The organism is Telmatobacter sp. DSM 110680 (assembly GCF_039994875.1).
Lineage (GTDB): Bacteria > Acidobacteriota > Terriglobia > Terriglobales > Acidobacteriaceae > Telmatobacter.
Window position 1 is genome coordinate 2,099,144 of record NZ_CP121196.1, and the last position, 21,447, is coordinate 2,120,590.

Sequence of the window (21,447 nt, forward strand, 5' to 3'; positions counted from 1 at the left end):
GTGGAGGCGATGGATCGTACGCGTTGTTTTTGTCTTCGACCCATACCGAAGATCACGCTATCTGGACCGCTCGGGTCTAGATATGTTGGGGCTGTTCCCTAACCGCAATCCGGGTATACCAGTTGGTAAACCTATTCAGAAAGTAGGCTCTGGCCCGGTCCTACTATGTTACGTTTATTGATGGTGTGCCCTAGTATCTCTGGATTGTGATTTGCAGGGAGCCGAATCGTTTTCAACTGGAAAATGGCCCGCGTAAGAGGTGCCATTTCCAAACCAGTTTCAGTTTTGCATTGTGGAGGAGAAACGCATGTTCTCTCGAATTTCAAAAATCACCCGCCTGGCATTGACCGTTGCATGTGCGAGCGTGATGCCGATAGCCATAGCAGCCCAGGATGCAGCACAGCCGCCAGCAGCCCCTGCACCGGCTCCCAAGGCAGCTTCTGCACCAGCCCCTTCAAAGTGGGATTTGTTTGCAGGATATAGCTACCTGGCGCCCAAAGGATCGCTCGTTAACAACTCGACTCAGCAAGATGACGCCAAGTCCGTTGCTTGCTGCGCCGATGTGAGTCTTGCACGTTATTTCAGCAACTATTTCGGCGTGCAAATTGAAGGTGATTTCCATAAGAACGGCGGAAACAACGTCACCGTTGTGCATAACCAATTTGCCGGCGGTTCGGGCGGATTGATCGTCCGCCTTCCCACGTCGGACATCACGCCTTTTGTCCATGCGCTGATTGGCGGCGAGAGCGTTAGCAGCACATACTACCCGAGCAACAAGTGGGGGATGGTGCTGACCGCGGGCGGTGGAGTAGATTACAACACGCCGTTGCTGGATCATCATCTTGCGATTCGCGTTTTCCAGGCCGACTATCAATACACACACGAGAACATGTACCCGGTCACTCGGTTGAATCTCAACATGGCACGTCTGAGCACCGGTGTTGTGGTCAGCTTCGGATCCATGGCGCCCCCGCCAACGGTAACGATTGCCTGCGCCGCCCAGCCGACCGCAGTTTTCCAGGGTGAGCCGGTAGCTGTAACTGCGACAGTCGGGAATCAGCTTCCCAAGGACCATGTGATCTACAGCTGGTCGGGCAACGGAGTTACGGGAACTGACACCAATGCCAAGGTCGACACCTCGAACCTGGCGCCGGGCAGCTACACAGTTAACTGCGGAGTGAAGGAAGGCAAGCCCGGTAAGGAAGGTCTGAAGCCGTGGGAAAGTGCTTCCGGCACCGCGACTTTTACCGTGAAGGAATTCGAGCCGCCAACCCTGAGCTGCTCCGCAAACCCTACGGACCTCAAGCCGGGTGATTCTTCCACGATCACTTCGCAGGGTGTGAGCCCGCAAAACCGTCCGTTGACCTACACCTACCAGGCTTCAGGTGGAACCATCAGCGGCAGCGGAACCACTGCGACCTACTCTTCGACGGGCGCTCAGACAGGACCGGTGCAGATCACTTGCAGCGTTTCCGATGATAAGAGCCACACGGCAACGGCAAACACCAGTGTCACCATCCAACCGCCTCCTCCGCCGCCAGGACCGTCTCCTGAGCAGGTGCGTCTGGAAGCTCGCCTTGCGCTGCACAGCATCTTCTTCCCGACCGCGCAACCTCGCGAGAAGCATCCCGAGGGCGGCTTGGTGGAAAGCCAGCAGACAACTCTGACCACGCTTGCAACGGATTTCAAGAGCTACTTGCAGTTCAAGCCTGATGCCCATCTGACGCTGACCGGCCACACCGATCCGCGCGGTACGGAGAAATATAATCAGGCGCTTTCCGAACGCCGCGTTAACCGTGCCAAGGACTTCCTCGTATCGCAGGGAATCTCCGCAAGTGCAATTGACGTTCAGGCCCTTGGCGAGTCGCAACAACTGTCCAAGGACGAGGTGAAGGCTCTCGTCGAAAGCAACCCGGAAATCAGCGACCAGGACAAGAAGAAGGTCCTTCGCCAGATCCAGACCATTTATCTGGCGCAGAACCGTCGCGTCGACATCACGCTGGCCAACACTGGTCAGCAGTCGGTGAAACTCTATCCCTTCAACGCTGCCGATTCGGCGACCCTTCTGGACCAGAAGGCACCCGTACACGGCAAGAAAAAGGCAGCGCCAAAGAAGTAGGCTTACACCCTAGCGGGACGGATCTGCCAAGACCGTTCCGGTAGCTGATCAAGAAGAGGTTAGCTGGTATTCCCGGCTAACCTCTTCGTTTTGAGAGGCTATGGTCGGCTTCATGAGCCCAACTCCGGGCTTTCAAATTCATGGCTCGAAAGCGAAACGGCTCTTATGCCAGTCTAAGAACAGGGAATCCGCGAACCTCCTCAAAATGCTTTGTGCGGATTGGGTATCATCGAACTATGCAGGCTGCCGCGACAGACAATCCTCAACTTCCTGGATTTCGCACTTACGATTCGCACCTCGAAGCAATCGCTGCCAAGGTTCACGCCGGTCAACGCCTGGACGCCGAGGATGGCGTAGCTCTCTACGGATCCAAAGATGTGCTTGCGGTCGGCTGGCTGGCCAACTACGTGCGCGAGCGGATGCATGGCGATATCACCTACTTCAACGTCAATCGCCACATCAATCCGACCAATGTATGCGTAGCGGCATGCAAGCTGTGTGCCTTTGGGAGGAAAAAGGGCGATCCGGCAGGATACACGATGGCTTTGGAAGAAGCCTGGCAGACCGCGGCTTCCGGTTACAGCGAGGCAGTCACCGAGTTCCATATTGTCGGCGGACTTCACCCGGACCTGCCCATCGAATATTTTCTCGATCTGGTCAGCGGACTTAAGCAGCGATTTCCCAAGGTGCATATCAAGGCTTTCACGATGGTGGAAGTTTCGTACCTGGCGAGAAGGTCAAAGTTGACCATCGAGCAGACGCTAGTGAAACTGCGCGAGGCGGGCGTTGATTCCATGCCTGGCGGCGGCGCGGAGATTTTTGCAACGCGCGTGCGGTCGATCATCTGCGATCACAAGATCGACGGCGACGAGTGGCTGGATACCGCACGGTTGGTGCATAAGCATGGCTTCAAATCGAATGCGACGATGCTCTACGGACACATCGAGAATGATGAAGATCGCGTCGACCACCTGCTGAAATTGCGCGCTCTGCAGGATGAGACTGGCGGATTCCAGACTTTCATTCCGCTGGCATTTCATCCTGAGAACACGCCGCTCGATCATCTGCCCGTGACGACGGGCCTCACTGATATTCGCCAAATCGCGGTGAGCAGATTGTTGCTCGACAATTTTCCGCACATCAAAGCCTACTGGCAGATGATGACGCCGAAGATTGCGCAGATCGCATTGCGTTTTGGCGCCGACGATCTGGACGGTACGGTTATCGAGGAGAAGATCTATCACGATGCCGGAGCGACGACGCCGCAGGGCATGACCCGCAAAGAACTATGCCGACTAATCACGGAGGCCGGCCGCGTTCCGGTCGAACGCGACACGCTGTATCACGCAGTGACGCGCCATGAAGACACCTTCACCGTAGCGGTATAGAGTTCAGCCTCGGAGAAAGAAGCGGTGCTGCCATGTCTGATTTCAGTGCATATGGTTTGTTAGGGTTATGCATCGGATTCTTCTGGGGAATTGGATGTTCGCTCGCGATTCTCTATTCCATCTATCTCGGTGGATATCGCAAGGGCGTAGAAGATTCACTGGCAGAAGTGAAGTCCCGGCGCTTTCTGGAAGCGAAGAAAAAGGTTCAAACTCGTCGCCAAAAAGAACCCCCAACCGTGCGGAACTCAGCGTAACGATTGCGCTCTAGTACATCCAACTGCAGTTGCTGAAAAAATCGGCCTGATCCGAACGCTTCCACGTGCTCCCGCTTTTCTCAACTTCAAAGACTCCACCGCCTCCGCATTGATTGCCGCACATCTTGATGACCGAAACCAGCGCCCGCGTGTGAGTGTGATCAAACCCGGGAACGCCAAGGAAACGGATGTGCTGGAGAGATTGATATGCCTGGCAGCCCGCGATGTTTTTTCCGCGGCTCGCAAAGCAGTCCTGAGTCTTTGCGATTGCAGCACCTGAGAGCAAAAGATACGGGGCCGGTATGGTGAACTTCTTCTCCCATCGATGACTTCGTCCATTCGCGGCAACAAAAGCCGCAGCTATCTCGTATTCCTGAACTGTTGAGGGTTTCAAGCAGCTTCCATTCACCTGGGGAATGTCGGTCTGCGAGTCTTCAGCAAAGGCCAGCGGTTCCTGCGGTTGCTGGTAAAGAGCGGAATAGACCTCATATGCTTCCGCCGGAACTTCTCCACCGCCGGGCTGATTGAGAGGACTGGTCAAAGACTGATCTTGAATCTTCGAACCGGCGTTCGGTCTTGTGAAATGCGGCCCGAGGAGACGCAGGCAAAGTACCCCCGACGCCACGACCACAAGGATCAACGACCACCATCTGCTCGACGAGTTGCGCATCGAAGACTCCAAATCAGGTTCGGCCTACTGGCGCAATACAACCCCGTCCTTCATCACAAAGCTCACATGCTCGCAGGTGGAGATATCGTCAAGCGGATTTCCGGGGACAGCAATGATGTCGGCGAAGTAGCCGGGCTTGAGTTCGCCGATCTGCCCTTTCCAGCCGAGCAGTTTTGCTCCGTTGATCATGTCCGCCTGTAGTACAGCCAGAGGCTTCATGCCGTATTGCACCATGAGCGTGAGTTCGCGTGCCTGCGTGCCGTGCGGGAAGGGGCCCACGTCGGAACCCACTGCAAAGGAGACGCCGGCGGCTAACTGTTTTTTGAATTCGTTGATTTTATATTCGAGCATCTCGGCTTCGGCAGCGGCCTGATCCTGCGATTCGCGATGATGCGCGAAATAGTCGAAGATCGTGAAGGTAGGTACGGCGAAGATTCCTTTTTCTTTCATCAGGCGAACGGTTTCGTCGCTGAGTTGCGTGGCGTGATCGATAGAGGCTACACCCGCTTGCGCAGCATAGAGCGTGCCGGGCTCGCCCATCGCATGTACTGCGACGGAGGTTCCAAGACGGTGCGCTTCCTCGACGGCGGCGGTGAGCTGGGCTGCGGTGTATTGATAGGGCGTGTGCAAAACGCCGTCGATCATGCGGTCGCCGCCGGTCTCATAGATCTTTGCGAAGTCAGAGCCTTCCTTATGTTGCTCGCGCATCACCTCGACGATCTGTTCGGCCGAGTTGGCATAGTCGGCATTGGAGAGCACGTGCTGCGCGGGGTTGTAACGATTGGCGTCTTCGTGTCCGCCAAGCAGATCGATGGCATTGCCGCTGACGCGCAGGCGAGGCCCCGGAATAATGCCTTGATCGATGGCATTACGTACGGCCGTATCGGCTGATCCCGCGCCTTCGGTGCCCATATCACGCTCGGCAGTGAAGCCGGCCATGACGTCATCTTTGGCGGCCTTCTCAGCGAGAATAGTGCGCCAAGGAACAGACTCGATAACGGTCTGCAGGTCTTCGGCGCCGGGATGCAGAAAAAGATGAATATGCGCGTCGATCATGCCCGGCATCAGTGTCGTATTGCCGAGGTCGATGACTTTAGCGCTCGCAGAGTGTTCCACGCTCTTTCCTACAGCGCGAATACGATTGCCTTCGACGAGAATTTCGCCCGGTTGCAGAATTTGACCGGTATCAATTTGAAGCAGGCGCGCTGCGTGCAACACAACTGGAACCGACGATGCTGCGGATTGCTGGGCAGAAGCCGGGAGAATGAAAGAGAAAGCGACCCAGGCCGTGAGCGCGAAGAAGCGGAATTCTAAGGACCGAATCGAATTGAAGTTGAACATGGCTACGAATATGCCGCATCGGGGCGAGCTTGTCGATGAAAGTTTTCGAGTCGACTATTGATGGTCTGAAAAAGAGCAACGCGTCAGCCTTGAATCGCCGCCGCTTCAGACTTTTCCATACTTGCTTCGAATGTTACGCAGAAGGCTGCACCGCGGTCGCCGTTCTTTCGGTTCTCCACTACGATGGAGCCGCCGTGGCGTTCGACTATTTCGCGTGATACCCAGAGTCCCAGACCGGTTCCCACGTCTTGCTTGGTGGTAAAGAAAGGTTCAAAGATTCGTTCTCTGTTCTCATCTGCGACTCCTGGCCCGTCATCTTCAATGGTCAAGTGGACAGTAGTCCGGCTGCCTTCTTCAACGCAGTGCAGCGTGACGATGATGGTGCCCCCGATGGCAACGGCGTCGGCGGCATTGGAGATGAGATTGGAGACGACCTGCTTAATCTCGTTTTGCACTCCGTGAATCGGTGGGCACTTGCCGAAGTGGCGCTGAAGCGTGATTCGCTTGGTCAGGAATTTGTTTGCGTAAAGGCGGAATACGGAAGCGATGAGCGCCTCGAGATCAATCGGTCCCGGCGCATTGTTGTCGCGAAAAAAACCGAGTGTCTGGCGAGTGATGTGGGCGACGCGCTCCAGTTCCTGCTCAGCCTGGGTTAGCTGGTTGATCACGGCCGACGGCGCGTTTGGATCGAGCCTCGCTATGTAAACGAGATTGACCGCTGCCTCCAGCGGATTATTGATCTCGTGAGCAACGGTGGCCGAGAGGCGGGCCGCAGCTCCGAGCTTTTCTGCATTGCGGAGAACGCGCTCTGTTTTGCGGTCGTTGCTGATATCACGGAAGACGAGGACGACGCCGATGAGCTTGCCATCGTCGTCTCGAATAGGTGCGGCACTGTCGTCTATCGGCGTAAGGGTTCCATCAGGCTTGCGCAGGACTGTGTGGTTGGCCAAACCCATGGCTTTGCCTTGCGCGATCACCTTGGCTACGGGATTATCGACGGGCGCCATTGTGGTCTCGTTGAAGATAGGGAAGATGTCGAGGATATTTCGACCATTGGCGCTCGCGGTGGTCACGCCCGTGAGTTCTTCAGCGACGGGATTGAGGAAAGTGACATTTCCGTCCTGGTCAGTGGCAATCACTCCATCGCCGATACTGGTGAGCGTGGTGCGAAACCAGCGCTCGCGCGTATGCATATCGCGAGTGTATTGCTCGCGAAGCTCCATCTCGCGAATGATGTAATAAGCGAGGAGAATGAGCCCGAACGCGGCAAGCGTCGTCGTCAAGTAGATGCAAGTCTTGGTCAAGACGATGTTCTTGCGATATGCGGCTTCGCGAACGGCCCCTAAAGACGCTTCTTCGTCACCCATACCTGCGATCTCGGCACGAATCTTGTTCATTGTGTTCAAGCCCGCATCGCTGAGAACCAGCTTGCGTGCTTCGTCCTGTTTGCCGGAACGATAGAGTGCGATGGTGCTGGCAAGTTCGTCGAGCTTTTGGCGCGCGAGAATGCGAAGATCTGCGATCGCCGCCTGCTGCCGGTGGTTATCAGAGGTCAACTTTGCGAGTTCGTTGATGTCGGAATCAACTTGGGTGGCAGCCTGGTTGTAGGGTTTAAGATATTGCTCACTACCGGTATAGAGGAATCCGCGTTGACCGGTTTCAGCGTCTTTGAGGAGCGATTCGACTTCGCCGATCTGAAGCTGGACCTGGCGGGTATGGTTGAGCCAGAGTCCGGTTTCGATTTGCTGATCGAGCTGATGCTTGGTTACGTAGGCGTCCCCTACGAGGATGGCGAGCAGAATTAGAAAGCCGCCGAACACACTGAAGCGTTTCAACTGTGTCTGCATACAAAAGATCTCATCCGACGAAACTGAGGCGGGAAAGCTGAGTTCCGGTAAACAAGCTCGTGCGTGTCGTGATGTCTTGATTTGAAAGTAACTTAGGGTTCGGTGGGCGTCAAGGGTGGGAAAGAAGAGTGTCCGCAGGCCGGGACCAACGGACACTGTTCGGATAACTAGTAAGCAGAGATTCCAGTGATGTGCTGACCAAGAATCAGCGCGTGGATGTCGTGGGTTCCCTCATAGGTTTTCACGGATTCCAGATTCATCATGTGACGCATGATGGGATAGTCTTCTGTGATCCCGTTCGCCCCCAGTATGTCGCGGGAGATTCGAGCGCATTCGAGAGCCATCCACACATTGTTTCGCTTTGCCATGGAGATGTGCTGATGGCCAACTGTGCCTTTGTCTTTCAGGCGGCCGACCTGGAGCGAAAGCAGTTGTGCCTTGGAGATTTCACTGATCATCCAGACGAGCTTGTCCTGGATGATCTGGTGACTGGCGATGGGCTGGTTGTGGAACTGCTTCCTGGTCTTTGCATACTGCAGTGCGGTGTCGTAACAGGACATGGCCGCACCGATAGCTCCCCAGCTGATTCCATAGCGGGCCTGGTTCAGGCACATCAACGGACTCTTCAGGCCGCCGGTGCCGGGCAAAAGATTTGTGGCGGGAACGTGAACGTCTTGCAGCGATAGTCCGCTGGTAATTGAGGCGCGCAGACTCCATTTTCCGTGGACTTCAAATGCACGAAAACCGGGACGGTCCGTCTCCACCAGAAATCCGCGGACGCGATGGTCTTTGTCTTCAACCTTGGCCCAGACGATGGCCACGTCGGCGATGTTGCCGGAGGTGATCCACATTTTTTCGCCATTGAGAATGTATTCGTCGCCAGACTTGCGGGCAGTGGTGGTCATGCCTCCCGGATTGGACCCAAAGCCGGGTTCGGTCAAGCCAAAGCATCCAAGTTTTTCGCCCGTCGCCATGGCCGGCAGCCAGGTATTTTTCTGCTCGTCGGAGCCGAAGGTGTAGATGGGATACATGCAAAGCGCGGATTGCACGCTGACGAAACTGCGGAAGCCGGAGTCGCCGCGCTCGAGTTCCTGCATCACAAGGCCGTATTCCACGTTGGACATGCCGGCGCAGCCGTATCCCTCAAGGTTGGCGCCAAAGAAACCCAGTTCGCCCATGGTCGGGACGAGTTCGCGCGGGAAGCGCTCAGTCCGGAAGCACTCCTCGATAATCGGAATGAGGTTGTCCTCGACGAAGTCGCGAGCGGTCCTGCGAACGAGAAGTTCGTCCTCGCTAAAACTGGCATCGAGATGAAGAAAGTCAACACCCTGAAATTTAAAACCCATGATTGCACCTTGCCCATTCTGTGTTGCCCAAACCTGCAAGGCTAGCAGATGCGCCCTCGAACATTCCACTGCTTTGCCCCGTTGACCAGTTTTCGTTTTGACGTCAACGACAGAACGACTTTGCGTTAGCTATTGGGCTGGGGAGACGTCGCAGGTTCCTTTGAACTCGCTGGCCACCGCTGCTGTAGAAGGGGCATCTTCAAGCCTGCTGATGGCGCCGACCTCCGCGCTATTGAGCGAACGCCGGTAGATACGCACCTCACTTACATCGCCGTTAAAGAAGAGGCCGTCATCCCGTTGCGCACCGATAAGAATTGGTCCAGAGCTTGAACCCCAGGATCCGAGGTCGTGAACAGTCTGGACTTCGTGCCCGTTGACATAAAGGTGCAACTCTCCGAGCGTCTGGTCAAAGACGGCTGCGGTGTGCGACCACTTGTCGACGGGAAGCCCGTCGCCATCGACCCAGTAGTCAGTCCAGCGCGTGCCGAAGATTGTTGCGCCCCACTGCGAGGCTGGGTTCGGACCGAAACCAAGGCGCCACTGTGAACCCCATCTTGGTCCAACCTGCGAAACCCATGCTGTATAAGAAGCGGGTTTGTGCGGCCGCACCCACGCGGTCACAGAGGTTGAACCCGCATTGTCATAATCGGAGTTCTTCGGTATCTCGATGGATGCGCCGTCTCCGCTGAATCGATAAGCCATGTTCTCGCGCCCGCGACGGTCTGGAGCCAGCTCCGCTCCATGAATCACAGCCGCTGAGGCTGGGTGGCACAGGTCGACGGCAGATCCGTGGAGAGGTAAATCGGCAACCAGCCCGGTCTTGAGGTCCACGTCGGACCCGTAATTATTGCCCGTCACGTTCGGTCCAGCGAAGCCCGGAAGAGCGCGGAGCCGAGCCACGTCCTCCTTACGGCCACGGGCCTCGAGAGACGCGAGCAGGTTCTGACGTTCCACGGGATCAAAGCGGAAGTCGTCGGAATACTCCGTTCGCAGTCGCTGCCATGCCGCGATCAGATCGTCGCGCTCATGCGTTGCGAGCGCGTCCTGCATCGGAAGTGCCACAGAGTATCGCGGAAGCACATCATCGTCAAACGTCGAGCCAAAACGTCTCACCCATGCGTGACGGCGGCGCTGCGCCTCGCTCAAGTAGCGAGCGGGGCCGTAGGAAAGGTGAGGATCGGGTCCACCCAGGAGTTCTAGTCCGCGATAGTAGGCGCGCAAGCCCACCGAGCCGTGAGTCTCGCTTGGAAAAACTTCGTAGCGATAGTCCAGATTGGCGTTTGCGCTCATCTCAAAGGTCTTTGCAAAGCGCATCGCGCCCACAGCAATATCGGCTTCTTCATCGCCGCCGGCGCCCAGAAAGACAAAGCGCGGCGAAGATGCCGGATTGGCGATGGCACGTCCGAGCAGCGCGACAAAGCGATCATCGAGACCAAAGCTCGGGCTCAGCGCGATGTTCGCCTGGAACAAGTCAGGCCGGCGGATGAATGCATACAGCGAGAACATGCCGCCATTCGAGTGGCCCGCAAGAATGTGGTATTTCCCAATGGGGTACTCCGCGGCAAGCTGGGGGATCAATTCGTCGGCGATGAAGGAAAGAAATTGGTCCGCTGGACCATGGGTAAATTCTCCGCCGTTGAAGCTGGGCGTGAAGTCGCGTCCGCGATCGGTGTTTACAATTCCTGCCACGACCATTGGCGGAAGGCGCCCGTTGGAAACGAGATGGTCGACAATGACGGCTACCTTGGTGAACGTCCATTCGCCGTCAAGCACGACAAGCAGCGGCATATTGGGCTTTGTCTGATGGGGAACAGAGATGAGGATGTCGCGCTTTTCACCGAGGATCTTCGATTGCAGGACCTCATGTTTGCCGACTGTCAGGTTGAAGTCCTGTGCTACAAGTGGCAGGGCAATGACGAAGCATAGAGCGGCGCAAAGTGCCCGCCAGCGGCGCGTTGAGTCCATTTGCATCTCCGGAGTGAAGCGCTTGACCGGCAAGTATAAAGCGATTCAGTCTATGGACGCAGTGAGATCGCAGTTTGATGCTTTGGAGAAAAGATCGATCAAGCGGCGGCTTTGAGGCGGGAGTCGAGCAGAAACATTAGTTCCACCTCTTCCTGGCGGAGAGCGTGCGGGCGCTTCGAGGCTTTCCTGCCCACCGATTCAAGGGTCTTAAGTAGTTCGCCGGCGGAGTAGCACTCGAGCACAGCGGGATGGACGTAACACTTGCGGCAGACGGCGGGAGTGTTGCCGAGTTTTTCGGCGACGTTCTTGATGGCTTGCACGATGTTTCGTTTGGCCTCCGTCTGGGACTGGAAGGCTTCAAATTCGCGAAGGGCGAGGCAGGCGAGGACGGTTCCGGCCCACGTACGAAAATCCTTGGCAGTGAACTGCTGCTTGGTAATGTTGTGGAGATATTCGTTCACGTCGGATGAGTCGACGGCGTGGAGAGATTCGTCTCCATCGACATACTGAAAAAGCTCGTAGCCAGGTAGATCGAGGCACCGCTTCACGATTCTCGCGAGTCGGCGATCATTCAGATCGATGGAATGACGCTTGCCGCTCTTGCCTTGAAATTTGAAGCGCACAGTAGCGCCTTCTACATCAACGTGCTTGTTGCGCATGGTGGTGAGGCCGTAAGAGTGATTCTCTTTGGCGTACTCCGCGTTGCCGACCCGGATGAACGTCGTTTCAAGAAGACGGACGATGGTGGCGAGTATTTTTTCGCGCGGCAGGCCGGGACGTGCGAGATCTTTTTCAACGCGTTCGCGAATGACGGGCAGGGTTTCGCCGAAGAGCTTCATGCGCTCGTATTTATTTTCGTCACGCACTTCGCGCCAGCGCGGATGATAGCGGCTCTGCTTACGGCCACGGGCATCGCGGCCTGTTGCCTGCAGGTGCCCGTTGGCGCGGGGACAAATCCATACGTTCGTCCATGCAGGAGGGATGACGAGGGACTTGATGCGCGCCAGTTCTTCTTTATTGCGAATTGGCTTTCCGTCGGGGTCGAAGTACTGGAAGTTTTTGCCGCGGCGTTTTCGGGTGATGCCGGGTTTCGAATCGGAGACGTAACGAAGGCCGGCTAAGCGGGAGGATTCGATTGGATCAAGGATGATTTCGGATGTAGACGACATGGCCCCTGCATTCGACCGGCGAAGCTTGATCAAACTCTGAAAGTCTTGGATGCGAGAAGCGGGGCGGGCGGCTGAAGAGAGAGCAAAAAGAGCTTTGCTCCGCTTACCCTACGCACGAAATCGTCCGTGAGGTCTCAAACTGCTCCGCTCAGGACGCGCTGGACGTAGAGAGCTGAGTTCTGAAGACGGTCATGGACATGTTCTCGGGCTGGCGGATATGGCGTAGATACTATTGGTCCGCACCTTGATTGTCGCCGTAGGTGGGGAAGGGCTCGGGAGAGGTGCTGGTGGGCATCGTCGCCAGGATGGTTAAGTCGGCGAGGACCTGTTTCCACTGGTCGGGATTTTTTTTGGTGGTGATCGGGAGATCGAGGTCAGAGTAGTACTTCTGAATATCTTCCTTGATGCCGGGAGGAATCGGCTGTTTGGGATCGCGCACTAACTGGTGGAGAAGACTGGCGTAGGTGGAGTCGGTGAGAGAGTAGCCGCCCGGCTGAACCACGCGGCCGGTGTCGAGGTCGCGATTGGGCAAGGGATGGCGGGGATCGCGAGCCTGGGGCGACGTGTCGTTGGGATGGGTGAGACTGCCGAGCGGTGGAATCGGACCTCTGTACCGCGCTGCCTCGGGAGTGAAGCGCAGGAGGATGCGGCGCAAAGCGGTGGTGGAGACGGCCACGCTGTGCGCGTAATCCGCTTCGGTCTGTTCCGTAGGACCCTTGACGGCGACGAGCGTAAGCGGACCGATCTTGGGGAGGATGAACAGGAATCCGGCGAGCAGGTAGGTTCCAATTCCGGCCTTATGGCGATACTGCTGCCAGTGGTTGTCCTGAGCGACTTCGGCGGCTTCCTTCTCGAGTTCGATGACATCGGGCGAGGTGGGGTCGGGCGGTTCGTGGCGGCGATGCAGAAGGGTGACAGCATAAGCGATGCGCGGGATGAATGTGTGCACGGCAAAACGGTATCCACGCACATTAACGCCGCGGCGACCGGAGAAGGTTTCGGAAAGTCCGTAGGTCTGGTAGTAGGCGAGTGCAAGCTGGCGCATCGAGACCGCGAGGCCGATATGGCGCATGAAGCGCAGGGGAGCAATGCGGTGATGTGCGATCTCATTGATGTCAAACGCGAACTCCGTCTGGACGTGCTGGTGTTCGCCTTCCGCGTAACTCACGGAAGAGCCGTATTTCGCACGAAGCTTGGGGAACTCAATGGGGACGGCGACGTTGGTGGCTTCAGCGTGACCGATGGAGTCGCCAATGTAGTGGGAAAGCGCGCCGATGGCGAAGGCCAGTTCGTTGGGATCGTGCGCGTTACGAAAGAGGCTCACGACGAAGTCCCCGGAGCGCACATAGTGAGTGAGGTTGGAGAAGTTTGCGTCGCCGAAAGGATAGTAGCCAATGTCCTGAATGACGCAACCCCCATAAGCGTAGGCGCGTGCCTGATCGAGCTGAGCCGGGGTGAGGTTGGGATAGCGGCTGAGCAGCAGGGGGACGATGGAGTCTTTCCATGTGAGATCGATGAGCTGCTCGTGGGTTAGGAGAGAGTAGGCGAAGTCGGCACGCGGACTTAGGGCGATGAAGAGGATCGCCAGCAGTGCCCAGATTCCGGAAAGCCTTCGTTTCATTTTTCTCCTGGTTGTGAACCGCCTGCACGCTCGCACATGGCCGACTGCGAAGGCGGTCTGATCAGCCCGGCAGCGCATTGCGTCATTGTATCGAGCAGGACGTCCGTGGTAGTTCAATTTGCGGCGAATGCAGCTTACTCGATGAACTCGCGGACGAAGGGGTCCTGACTGGAGACGAGTTCGTGCAGGGAACCATCGAAGATTAGACGACCTTCGGCGAGCATGAGGAATGTCGTTTTCAAATCGGTCTGGCCCTTGGGAAGCGGGACCATGCGGTCTTCTGCGGGTTCGAAGCGGTGGCTGCACATGGTGAAGGCATCTTGCAGGCGATGCGTTACGAGTACAGACGGCGTGTGATAGGCGTCGCGCTGTTTGACGATTAATTCGATGATGGTGGTGGAAGTGACGGGATCGAGGCCGCCGGTTGGAGAGTCGTAGAGAAGCAGATCGGGATTGTGAATAAGGGCGCGGGCGATGGCGACACGGCGCTTCATGCCGCCGGAAAGGCTTCCGGGATAGAGGCTGAAAGTTTGCTCAAGCCCGACGAAGCGAAGCTCCTCGCGAACGCGGACGTCAATCTCTTCGTCGGAGACTTCTTCTTGAATTAGTTGATAACCGACGTTGTCGCGCACAGTCAGGGAATCGAAGAGTGCACCTTCCTGAAAGACCATGCCGGTGCGCGTGCGCATGGCAAAGAGTTCGCGCTCGGGGATCTGCGAGATTTCCTTACCGAAGAGGTGGATAGATCCGGAGTCGGGTCGGAGCAATCCGTTGGCGAGTTTGAGCAGGACACTTTTGCCGACGCCTGCGGGTCCGAGAAGGATGCGGGTTTCATCCTGCGCGACGGAAAAGCTCACGTGCTGGAGGATGGGATTATCGAATGTGAGGGAGACGTTGCGAAACTCGAGCACCGGGCTGGGCTTGGTCGAGGGACTTTCGGCAATGGCGGCGGGGACGAGGTTTGTCATCAGCCAAAGATGGTCAGCATGATCTGGGTTAGGAGGAAGTCCACGAAGATGATGAGCACTGACGATACGACTACGGCCTTGATGGTGGAGCGACCGACGCCCTCGGTTCCACCGCTGGTGCGAAGACCGTAGAAGCAGCCGATGCTGGCGATGATGAATCCGGAGAAGAGCGGCTTGATGAGACCCTGCATGATGTCGCCAATGCGGAGGTACTCATAGGCCATGGAGAAGTACTGGGTCCCATTCTGGTGGTTCATGAAGACGGTGACGGCAGCGCCACCGAGGATGCCAAAGAAATTGGCAACGATGGTGAGGAAGAAGAGCATGGTGACGCAGGCAAAGATACGAGGAGTGACGAGCTTGCGCATGGGATCTACGCCGAGTGCCCGCATGGCGTCAATCTGCTCGGTGACTACCATGGATCCGAGTTCACTGGCCATGGAGGAGGCGTTGCGTCCGGAGACCATGATGCCGGTGAGGACGGGACCGAGTTCACGAATCATGGAGGTGCTGACGAAGCGTCCGGTGACGGCAGTAGCCCCAAACTGCGACAATGTAGCTGCAGACTGCAGGGCCAGCACGCCGCCGGTAAAAAAGCCGGAGAGCAGTACAATCGAGGCGGAACCAAACCCGATGACATCAGACTGCACGAGGAAATCAGGCCAATAGATCGGCGGGCGAAAGAGATTCGTGGCGCCTCGCCAGGCGAACAGCGAATAGTCCTGCACCGTTCCCACTATGTTCTTGGCGGTATTCTCGATTGAAGGAAATGCCATCAGATGGTTGCACCGTAAGTTAAACGATACGGGCTACTTGTCCTCTCTGCACAGAATAGCGCATTCGAGGTCGTTGCTTGCAGGGTAATCGAGACGGTCAACGAAGCAAGAATTACACACCCCCAGCAGAGGGATTGCATCAAAAAATCTTGATGTCAATTCGGTAAGTTCCTGAATGGTTGATGCTTTGGTTGATTTTGTGGCGCATGACTTCGGCTGGAAGTTGTGCATCTAAGGATAGACGCGCTCATTGGATGTAACAGGGGGAAGTTGAATGCATTCGTTTCGCTTGCGGTTGATTCTTGCGCTCATTGCAGGCGTTACTTTGCTCTCGGTGGCTTCGACCTACTTTGAGGTGCTAGAGCATAAGCATATTCTCCGTCAAGAACTTGAATGGCGTTCAAGCTGGCTGGGAACGAGCCTTTCCCCGCAAGTGGAATCTGCGCTTGCTCAAGGAAATACCGGCGGACTGGCGGCGATTGCGGCCAATGCGAAGGCGCAGACCGGGGCGTTGGGAATTGGTATCTACGATCCGAAGGGGCAGCTGATTGCGTCCGCCGGGGTGCCGGAAGTATTTCAGGCGCTGGCACACTCTCCGTTTGAATCTCTGGCAAAGAAAACGCCCGTTGGATCGCTGGCGCAGACGCAGGTCGAGCGTGCGATCAAGAAAGGCTCTCAGATCAATGGGTTTGGACACACCCGGAATACCCAGTGGCTTGAAGAGGCGTTCCCGCTGCACGACGGAAACCGGCTGGTGGGCGCGCTGGTGGTCCTGGTCGACTCGGGATATATCCGCGACGAGGGCTACGATCTCTGGCGCAGGAGCTTCTGGTGGATTCTGGCCACCGTGGTGCTGATTGTCACCGTGACATTCGGCATGGTGCGGTGGTTCCTGATGCGTCCATTGATGCGAGTTGCCGAACGTCTACGGCGCCTGCGCATGGGGCATTTCGAAAGAGGGCTTTCGTCGGGCTCAGCGGAGATGAGTATTTTCAGCCCGCTGGCGCGCGAAGTGGAGACGATGGCAGAGAGCCTGATTGCGGCTCGAGCGGCGGCCGCGGCAGAGGCTCGTCTGCGCGATGCCGGAGAGCATTTCTGGACACCGGAGCGGCTTGCGGTACACATGAGGAACAAGGCGAGCGGGCGCATATTTGTGGTTTCAAATCGCGAGCCTTACATGCACGTGCGAGATGGACGTAAGACGATGTGCGTGGTTCCGCCGAGCGGATTGGTGACGGCGATTGAGCCGGTGTTGCGTGCCTGCGATGGTGTGTGGGTTGCGAGTGGAAGCGGGAATGCGGACCGCGAGAATGTGGATGAGTTTGATCGGCTGCGCGTGCCGCCGGACGATCCGAAGTACACGCTGCGGCGGGTATGGCTTTCCGCAGAGGAAGAGTCGCAATACTACGACGGGTTTGCGAATGAAGGTCTGTGGCCTCTTTGCCACATCGCGCATACGAGGCCGATTTTTCGGGCTTCAGACTACGAGGCATACAGGCGGGTCAACGAGCGGTTTGCAGCGGCACTTCTCGATGAGATGAAAGGCAGCGCGGAGCCGCTGGTGTTTGTCCAGGATTATCACTTCGCGCTGTTGCCGCGACTAATTAAGAACGCGCGACCGGATGCGCGTGTGGCGATTTTCTGGCATATTCCGTGGCCGAATCCGGAGGCGTTCGGGATCTGTCCGTGGCAGGCGCAGTTGCTGGACGGGCTGCTTGGAGCTGATCTGATCGGATTCCACATTCCTCTGCATTGCCACAATTTTCTTTCGACGGTGGACCGGGTGCTGGAGTCGCGTACCGATCGCGAGCACATGACGGCACGGCGCTTAGGCCACACCACAGCGATCAAGCCTTATCCGGTAAGTGTGGCGTTCAGTGGAGGCATGCCCTCTTCGCTGCGCGTGATGATGTCAGAGAAGGAAGAGGATCGCAGAGAAGAGCGGCGCGTGTTGCTGTCGGAGTTTGGCGTGCGCGCGGAGACGATTGCAGTTGGCGTTGACCGGCTGGATTATACGAAGGGAATCGTGGAGCGATTGCTGGCTATTGAGGAGCTGCTGGTGCAACATCCCTGGCACCGGGAGCGGCTAACCATGGTGCAAATCGCCGCGCCCAGTCGAACGCGCATTCCAAGCTATGCAGATTTGCGCAGGCGAGTAGATGAAGAAGTACGACGCATCAACCACCGCTTCCAGACTTCGCGATGGAAGCCCGTGGTTCTGATCGATCGCCAATGCAATCACGAGGAAGTGAATCGCTGGTATCGCATCGCCGATGTTTGTCTGGTGACTTCGCTGCACGATGGTATGAATCTGGTGGCTAAGGAATATGTGGCGGCTCGCGATGATGAAGACGGTGTGCTGGTGTTGAGTAAATTTGCGGGCGCGGCGGTGGAGTTGCGCGACGCGCTGATCGTGAATCCTTATGATGTTGCAGAAGTGGGCGAGGCGATTCACCGCGGCCTCGACATGCCGCGCGAAGAGCGCAGAGTACGTATGCAGGAGATGCGCAAGCAGGTGATGGAACACAATATTTATCGCTGGGCAGCGATGATCCTCGGAGACTTGCGCGATGTTCGATTGGAGAGTCCGGACGCCGCGGAAACCTATTCAGGATCTTCGGCGGAGACGGTGATCTCCATCGATCCCTACCGTAAAATGGCATAGGAATGCGACAAGATTTGAATCAGAGAGAAGCAGACCAACTGGAAGATTTCTTTTGCTCGCTGAACGGAGCGAAGGCTCCCCTGCTGTTGTTGGACTACGACGGAACTCTGGCCGATTTTCGCATCAACCGATTTGACGCGCGGCCGTGGGCCGGGGTGCGTGAGCTGCTTTCGATCATTCAGAAAGATAATCGAACGCGGCTAACGATTATCACAGGTCGGCCGGCGGGAGAAATTAACCCCATGCTGCAATTGCCTGAGCCGGTGGAGGTGTGGGGACTGCATGGTGCTGAGCGGCTGTTTACGGATGGCAGCCGGGAGATGCAGGAAGCTCCGCCAGAAGCGTGCGCGAAGCTGGATGAACTGCGAGAGCAACTGAGGCACTATGCGTTTGGCGGGCTATTTGAAGACAAGCCCAATGCAGTGGTGATGCACTGGCGCGGGCATACTCCTCGACAAGCGAAGCACATTCAAGAGAAGACGCGCGCGATGTTTGAACCTGCGGCGGAGATGAGTGGGTTGTCGCTGCTGGAGTTTGAAGCCGGGGTGGAATTACGTGTGGGTCGCGACAAGGGCGGAGCGGTGGACGCTATTGTCGAACAGGCCGAGCCGGATGCTCCCGTTGTTTATGTTGGAGATGATCTCACGGACGAGTCCGCATTCTGCGCTGTGAATCGATTGCAGAACCCGCATGTGAGCGTGTTGATGCGGCGTGTGTGGCGGCAGACGGCCGCGGAAGTCTGGCTACAGCCACCAGATGGATTGCGGTGGTTTTTGCGCGAGTGGGAAAAGGCCGTGAATCGCCCCAGTGACCCATTTCGACAGCTTTTAGCTGCAGGGTGATAGCGGCTATTCCTCCCGCAAAGCCACCATTGGGTCTACGCTGCTGGCTCGCCACGCAGGGATTACCGTTGCGGCGAATGCGACCGCCGCTAACAATACGGGCACAGCCAAGAACGTCGCGGCGTCTGTGGCACTTACGCCGTATAACAGGCTGGCGATCACGCGCGTGAGTGCGGCTGCGCCAATCAGTCCGGCGAAGATGCCGATCAACGTTAGTCGCATACCCTGCTGGACGACGAGAGCGACGATGTTCTCTCGCCGTGCACCCAACGCGACCAGGATGCCGATATCGTGGGTGCTCTGTGTAACCAGATACGACATCACACCATAAAGGCCGACGGCCGCAAGGAGCATCGCGAACGCCGCAAATGCACCGAGCATCGTACTGGAAAAGCGCTGGCGCGCAAGTGAATCATGCAAGCGGTCTTTCATGGTTCGAACGCCGTAGATGACGGCCGAGGGATCGACTGTGTGGATTTCGCGCGTGATGGCGTTCGAAAGTCCCGCTTCGTCAGACGATGAACGGGCAACTAAAAACGTGCCTCGGTCAGGTCCCTGCTGCATGGGAAAATATGTCGCGATCTTGCCATCGGTATCGAGTCCGTATTGCTTCACTACCCCGGCGACGCCAACAATGGTGATGGGCTTTTTCGGATCGAACCAGAGATGTTTTCCAACGGCATCATTGTTTGGCCAGAAGCGCTGCGCGAATTTCTGGTCAATGATGGCGACCTGAGATGTCTCCAGGTTGTCCTGATCCGAGAAGAAGCGGCCTGCTATTAGAGGAACCTGCATTGTCCGGAAATAATCAGTGCTAGCCGTACGAATGTCCACTTGCAATTCCTGTCCCGGCGGCGGATTGTACCCCTCGACATGAATTCCTCCCCACCCCACTGAGCCGGTCAGCGGGAGAGCCGAGACAGTGCCTTCTGCGACTACGCCCGGTAGATGAGCGATGCGGGATTCGATTTCGTGGTAGAAACCGGCGAGAACTTTCTGATCCTCGTATTTGGGGTCACTCACAACGAACTGCATGCTCAGTACGTTGTCCGCGGTGAACCCTGGGGCTACGCTCTGCAAGCGAACGAAGCTGCGGATCAGCAGTCCGGCGCCGATCAGCAAAACAAGAGAAAGAGCGAGTTCCGACGCGACTAGCAAGCCCCGGAGGCGGTGCCGTTTGAGATAAAGTCCGCCATCGGACTGTCCGCTGCGGCCACCGGCCTTGAGCGACGAGTTCGGATCGAGCTTGATGGCTCGCCATGCCGGTGCAAAGCCGAATAGCACTCCTGTTGCGAGCGAGAGGACGAATGTGAAAGCGAGAACGGCTCCGTTGATCCCAACTTCTTCAAGCCGAGGAATGTTGCCGGGATTCATGAGGCGGACGACGAGAAGACTCAATTGTGCTACAACCAGGCCCGCCGCGCCGCCAAGCAGAGACAGGAGGATACTCTCGGTCAGCAACTGGCGCACGAGACGGTGCCAGCCGGCTCCCAGTGCGGTGCGAATGGCGAGTTCTTTTTCGCGACCAGCAGCACGGGCGAGCAAAAGATTGGCAACGTTGGCACAGGCGATCAGCAGGACGAGCGATACGGAGCCGAGCAGCACGAGGAGCGCGCGCCGGACATCTCCGACGACCTGGTTCTGCAAGCCGATGATATGCATGCCAAAGCTGGCACCGCGTTTGTCTTTGATGCGGATGCCGTTGGCGATGACGTCAATGTCTGCCTGTGCCTGCTGCATTGAAATACCGGGCTTGAGGCGGGCTACGATGTTGTAATTTTCATCGCCCCGGCGCTGTGCAGCATCCGGTCCTAATGCCAACGGGAGGAAGATGTCGACCTTGTCCATTGGACCTTCGGAGGGCATCACTTCGGCGTTGAGCATAAAGCTTCGCTCAAGGACACCAACGACTGTGAACGACTTGCCGTTGAGCGTAATGCTCTTGCCGACGATCGTGGGGTCCGCATTGAATAGACGCTGCCAGGCTCCATAGCTGAGAACGGCTACTCCGGGTCTGCCTGGAGTGTCTTCCTCTGGTCGCAAGATGCGGCCAAGCAGCGGCTTTGCCCCAAACATGGTGAGAAGACTAGATTGCGTGCTCAGTACGTCAACTCGCTCGGGCTGCTCACGACCCGTCAAGGTGAATGTGCGGCTCTGCGCAATGGCCATCTGGTCGAACGAATGGTTCTGGTTTTGCAGGTCAATGTACTGGCCGGGAGACGGCCAATCACGCAGAATTCCGATGGCGGGGGAATGCAGCCAGATAGCCGCCAGACGGTCGGGATGCGGATAGGGGAGCGGACGCAACAGCAGGGCGTCCACCACGCTGAATATGGCGGAATTGGCGCCGATGCCGATGCCAAGCGAAGCCAGAATCACCACCGTCAACACCACATTCTTGCGAAGCATCCGAAAGGCGATGCGGAGATCCTGCAACCAAAGTTTCATGAATCCTCCCGAGCTGGATAGGGGACAG

Annotated in this window: 15 protein-coding genes; 5 read left to right on the forward strand and 10 right to left on the reverse strand. The window is 57.0% G+C overall.

Annotation, left to right across the window (positions count from 1 at the left end):
- The first annotated feature begins 307 nt into the window (after nt 1–307).
- From P8935_RS08745 to P8935_RS08755, 3 genes are all read left to right on the forward strand, one after another.
- Nucleotides 308–2,119, forward strand: a complete 1,812-nt coding sequence (locus tag P8935_RS08745) for an OmpA family protein (RefSeq protein ID WP_348264608.1) — start codon at nt 308–310, stop codon at nt 2,117–2,119.
- Between the two features lie 236 nt (nt 2,120–2,355).
- Nucleotides 2,356–3,507 carry an aminofutalosine synthase MqnE gene (gene mqnE / locus P8935_RS08750; protein ID WP_348264609.1) on the forward strand — a complete coding sequence of 384 codons (1,152 nt, stop codon included), beginning with the start codon at nt 2,356–2,358 and terminating at the stop codon, nt 3,505–3,507.
- A 32-nt stretch (nt 3,508–3,539) separates the two neighbouring features.
- Entirely contained in the window at nt 3,540–3,761 is a 222-nt protein-coding gene (locus P8935_RS08755; protein WP_348264610.1) for a hypothetical protein, read from the forward strand.
- 10 nt (nt 3,762–3,771) lie between these two features.
- On the opposite strand, the gene P8935_RS08760 is transcribed toward P8935_RS08755, so the two are convergent.
- The 9 genes from P8935_RS08760 to P8935_RS08800 form a co-directional block, all read right to left on the reverse strand.
- On the reverse strand, nt 3,772–4,431 hold the full coding sequence (locus P8935_RS08760; protein WP_348264611.1) for a hypothetical protein: 660 nt from the start codon (nt 4,429–4,431) through the stop codon (nt 3,772–3,774).
- Between the two features lie 24 nt (nt 4,432–4,455).
- Nucleotides 4,456–5,772, reverse strand: coding sequence for an amidohydrolase family protein (locus P8935_RS08765; RefSeq protein WP_348264612.1), 1,317 nt, complete (start codon nt 5,770–5,772; stop codon nt 4,456–4,458).
- A gap of 83 nt (nt 5,773–5,855) precedes the next feature.
- Nucleotides 5,856–7,619, reverse strand: a complete 1,764-nt coding sequence (locus P8935_RS08770) for a CHASE3 domain-containing protein (RefSeq protein WP_348264613.1) — start codon at nt 7,617–7,619, stop codon at nt 5,856–5,858.
- 167 nt (nt 7,620–7,786) lie between these two features.
- Nucleotides 7,787–8,965 carry an acyl-CoA dehydrogenase family protein gene (locus tag P8935_RS08775; RefSeq protein WP_348264614.1) on the reverse strand — a complete coding sequence of 393 codons (1,179 nt, stop codon included), beginning with the start codon at nt 8,963–8,965 and terminating at the stop codon, nt 7,787–7,789.
- 129 nt (nt 8,966–9,094) lie between these two features.
- Complete coding sequence (locus P8935_RS08780) at nt 9,095–10,930, reverse strand: LamG-like jellyroll fold domain-containing protein (protein WP_348264615.1); 1,836 nt, start codon at nt 10,928–10,930, stop codon at nt 9,095–9,097.
- 98 nt (nt 10,931–11,028) lie between these two features.
- Entirely contained in the window at nt 11,029–12,099 is a 1,071-nt protein-coding gene (locus tag P8935_RS08785) for a DNA topoisomerase IB (RefSeq protein ID WP_348264616.1), read from the reverse strand.
- Between the two features lie 229 nt (nt 12,100–12,328).
- Complete coding sequence (locus P8935_RS08790) at nt 12,329–13,720, reverse strand: zinc dependent phospholipase C family protein (RefSeq protein WP_348264617.1); 1,392 nt, start codon at nt 13,718–13,720, stop codon at nt 12,329–12,331.
- A gap of 134 nt (nt 13,721–13,854) precedes the next feature.
- On the reverse strand, nt 13,855–14,688 hold the full coding sequence (locus P8935_RS08795; RefSeq protein WP_348264618.1) for an ATP-binding cassette domain-containing protein: 834 nt from the start codon (nt 14,686–14,688) through the stop codon (nt 13,855–13,857).
- Nucleotides 14,688–15,464 carry an ABC transporter permease gene (locus tag P8935_RS08800; RefSeq protein ID WP_348264619.1) on the reverse strand — a complete coding sequence of 259 codons (777 nt, stop codon included), beginning with the start codon at nt 15,462–15,464 and terminating at the stop codon, nt 14,688–14,690. Before P8935_RS08800 ends, P8935_RS08795 begins: the two co-directional genes overlap by 1 nt.
- Before the next feature lie 274 nt (nt 15,465–15,738).
- Here P8935_RS08800 and P8935_RS08805 point away from each other — a divergent pair, with 274 nt between their 5' ends.
- The gene (locus P8935_RS08805) at nt 15,739–18,129 is read left to right on the forward strand and encodes a trehalose-6-phosphate synthase (RefSeq protein ID WP_348264620.1); all 2,391 of its coding nucleotides are present in this window, start codon (nt 15,739–15,741) and stop codon (nt 18,127–18,129) included.
- A 2-nt stretch (nt 18,130–18,131) separates the two neighbouring features.
- A complete protein-coding gene (gene otsB / locus P8935_RS08810; RefSeq protein WP_348264621.1) occupies nt 18,132–18,971 on the forward strand; it encodes a trehalose-phosphatase in 840 nt (279 codons plus the stop codon).
- Between the two features lie 6 nt (nt 18,972–18,977).
- Here otsB and P8935_RS08815 read toward each other — a convergent pair whose 3' ends face one another.
- Nucleotides 18,978–21,419, reverse strand: a complete 2,442-nt coding sequence (locus tag P8935_RS08815) for an ABC transporter permease (protein ID WP_348264622.1) — start codon at nt 21,417–21,419, stop codon at nt 18,978–18,980.
- Between the last annotated feature and the right edge of the window lie 28 nt (nt 21,420–21,447).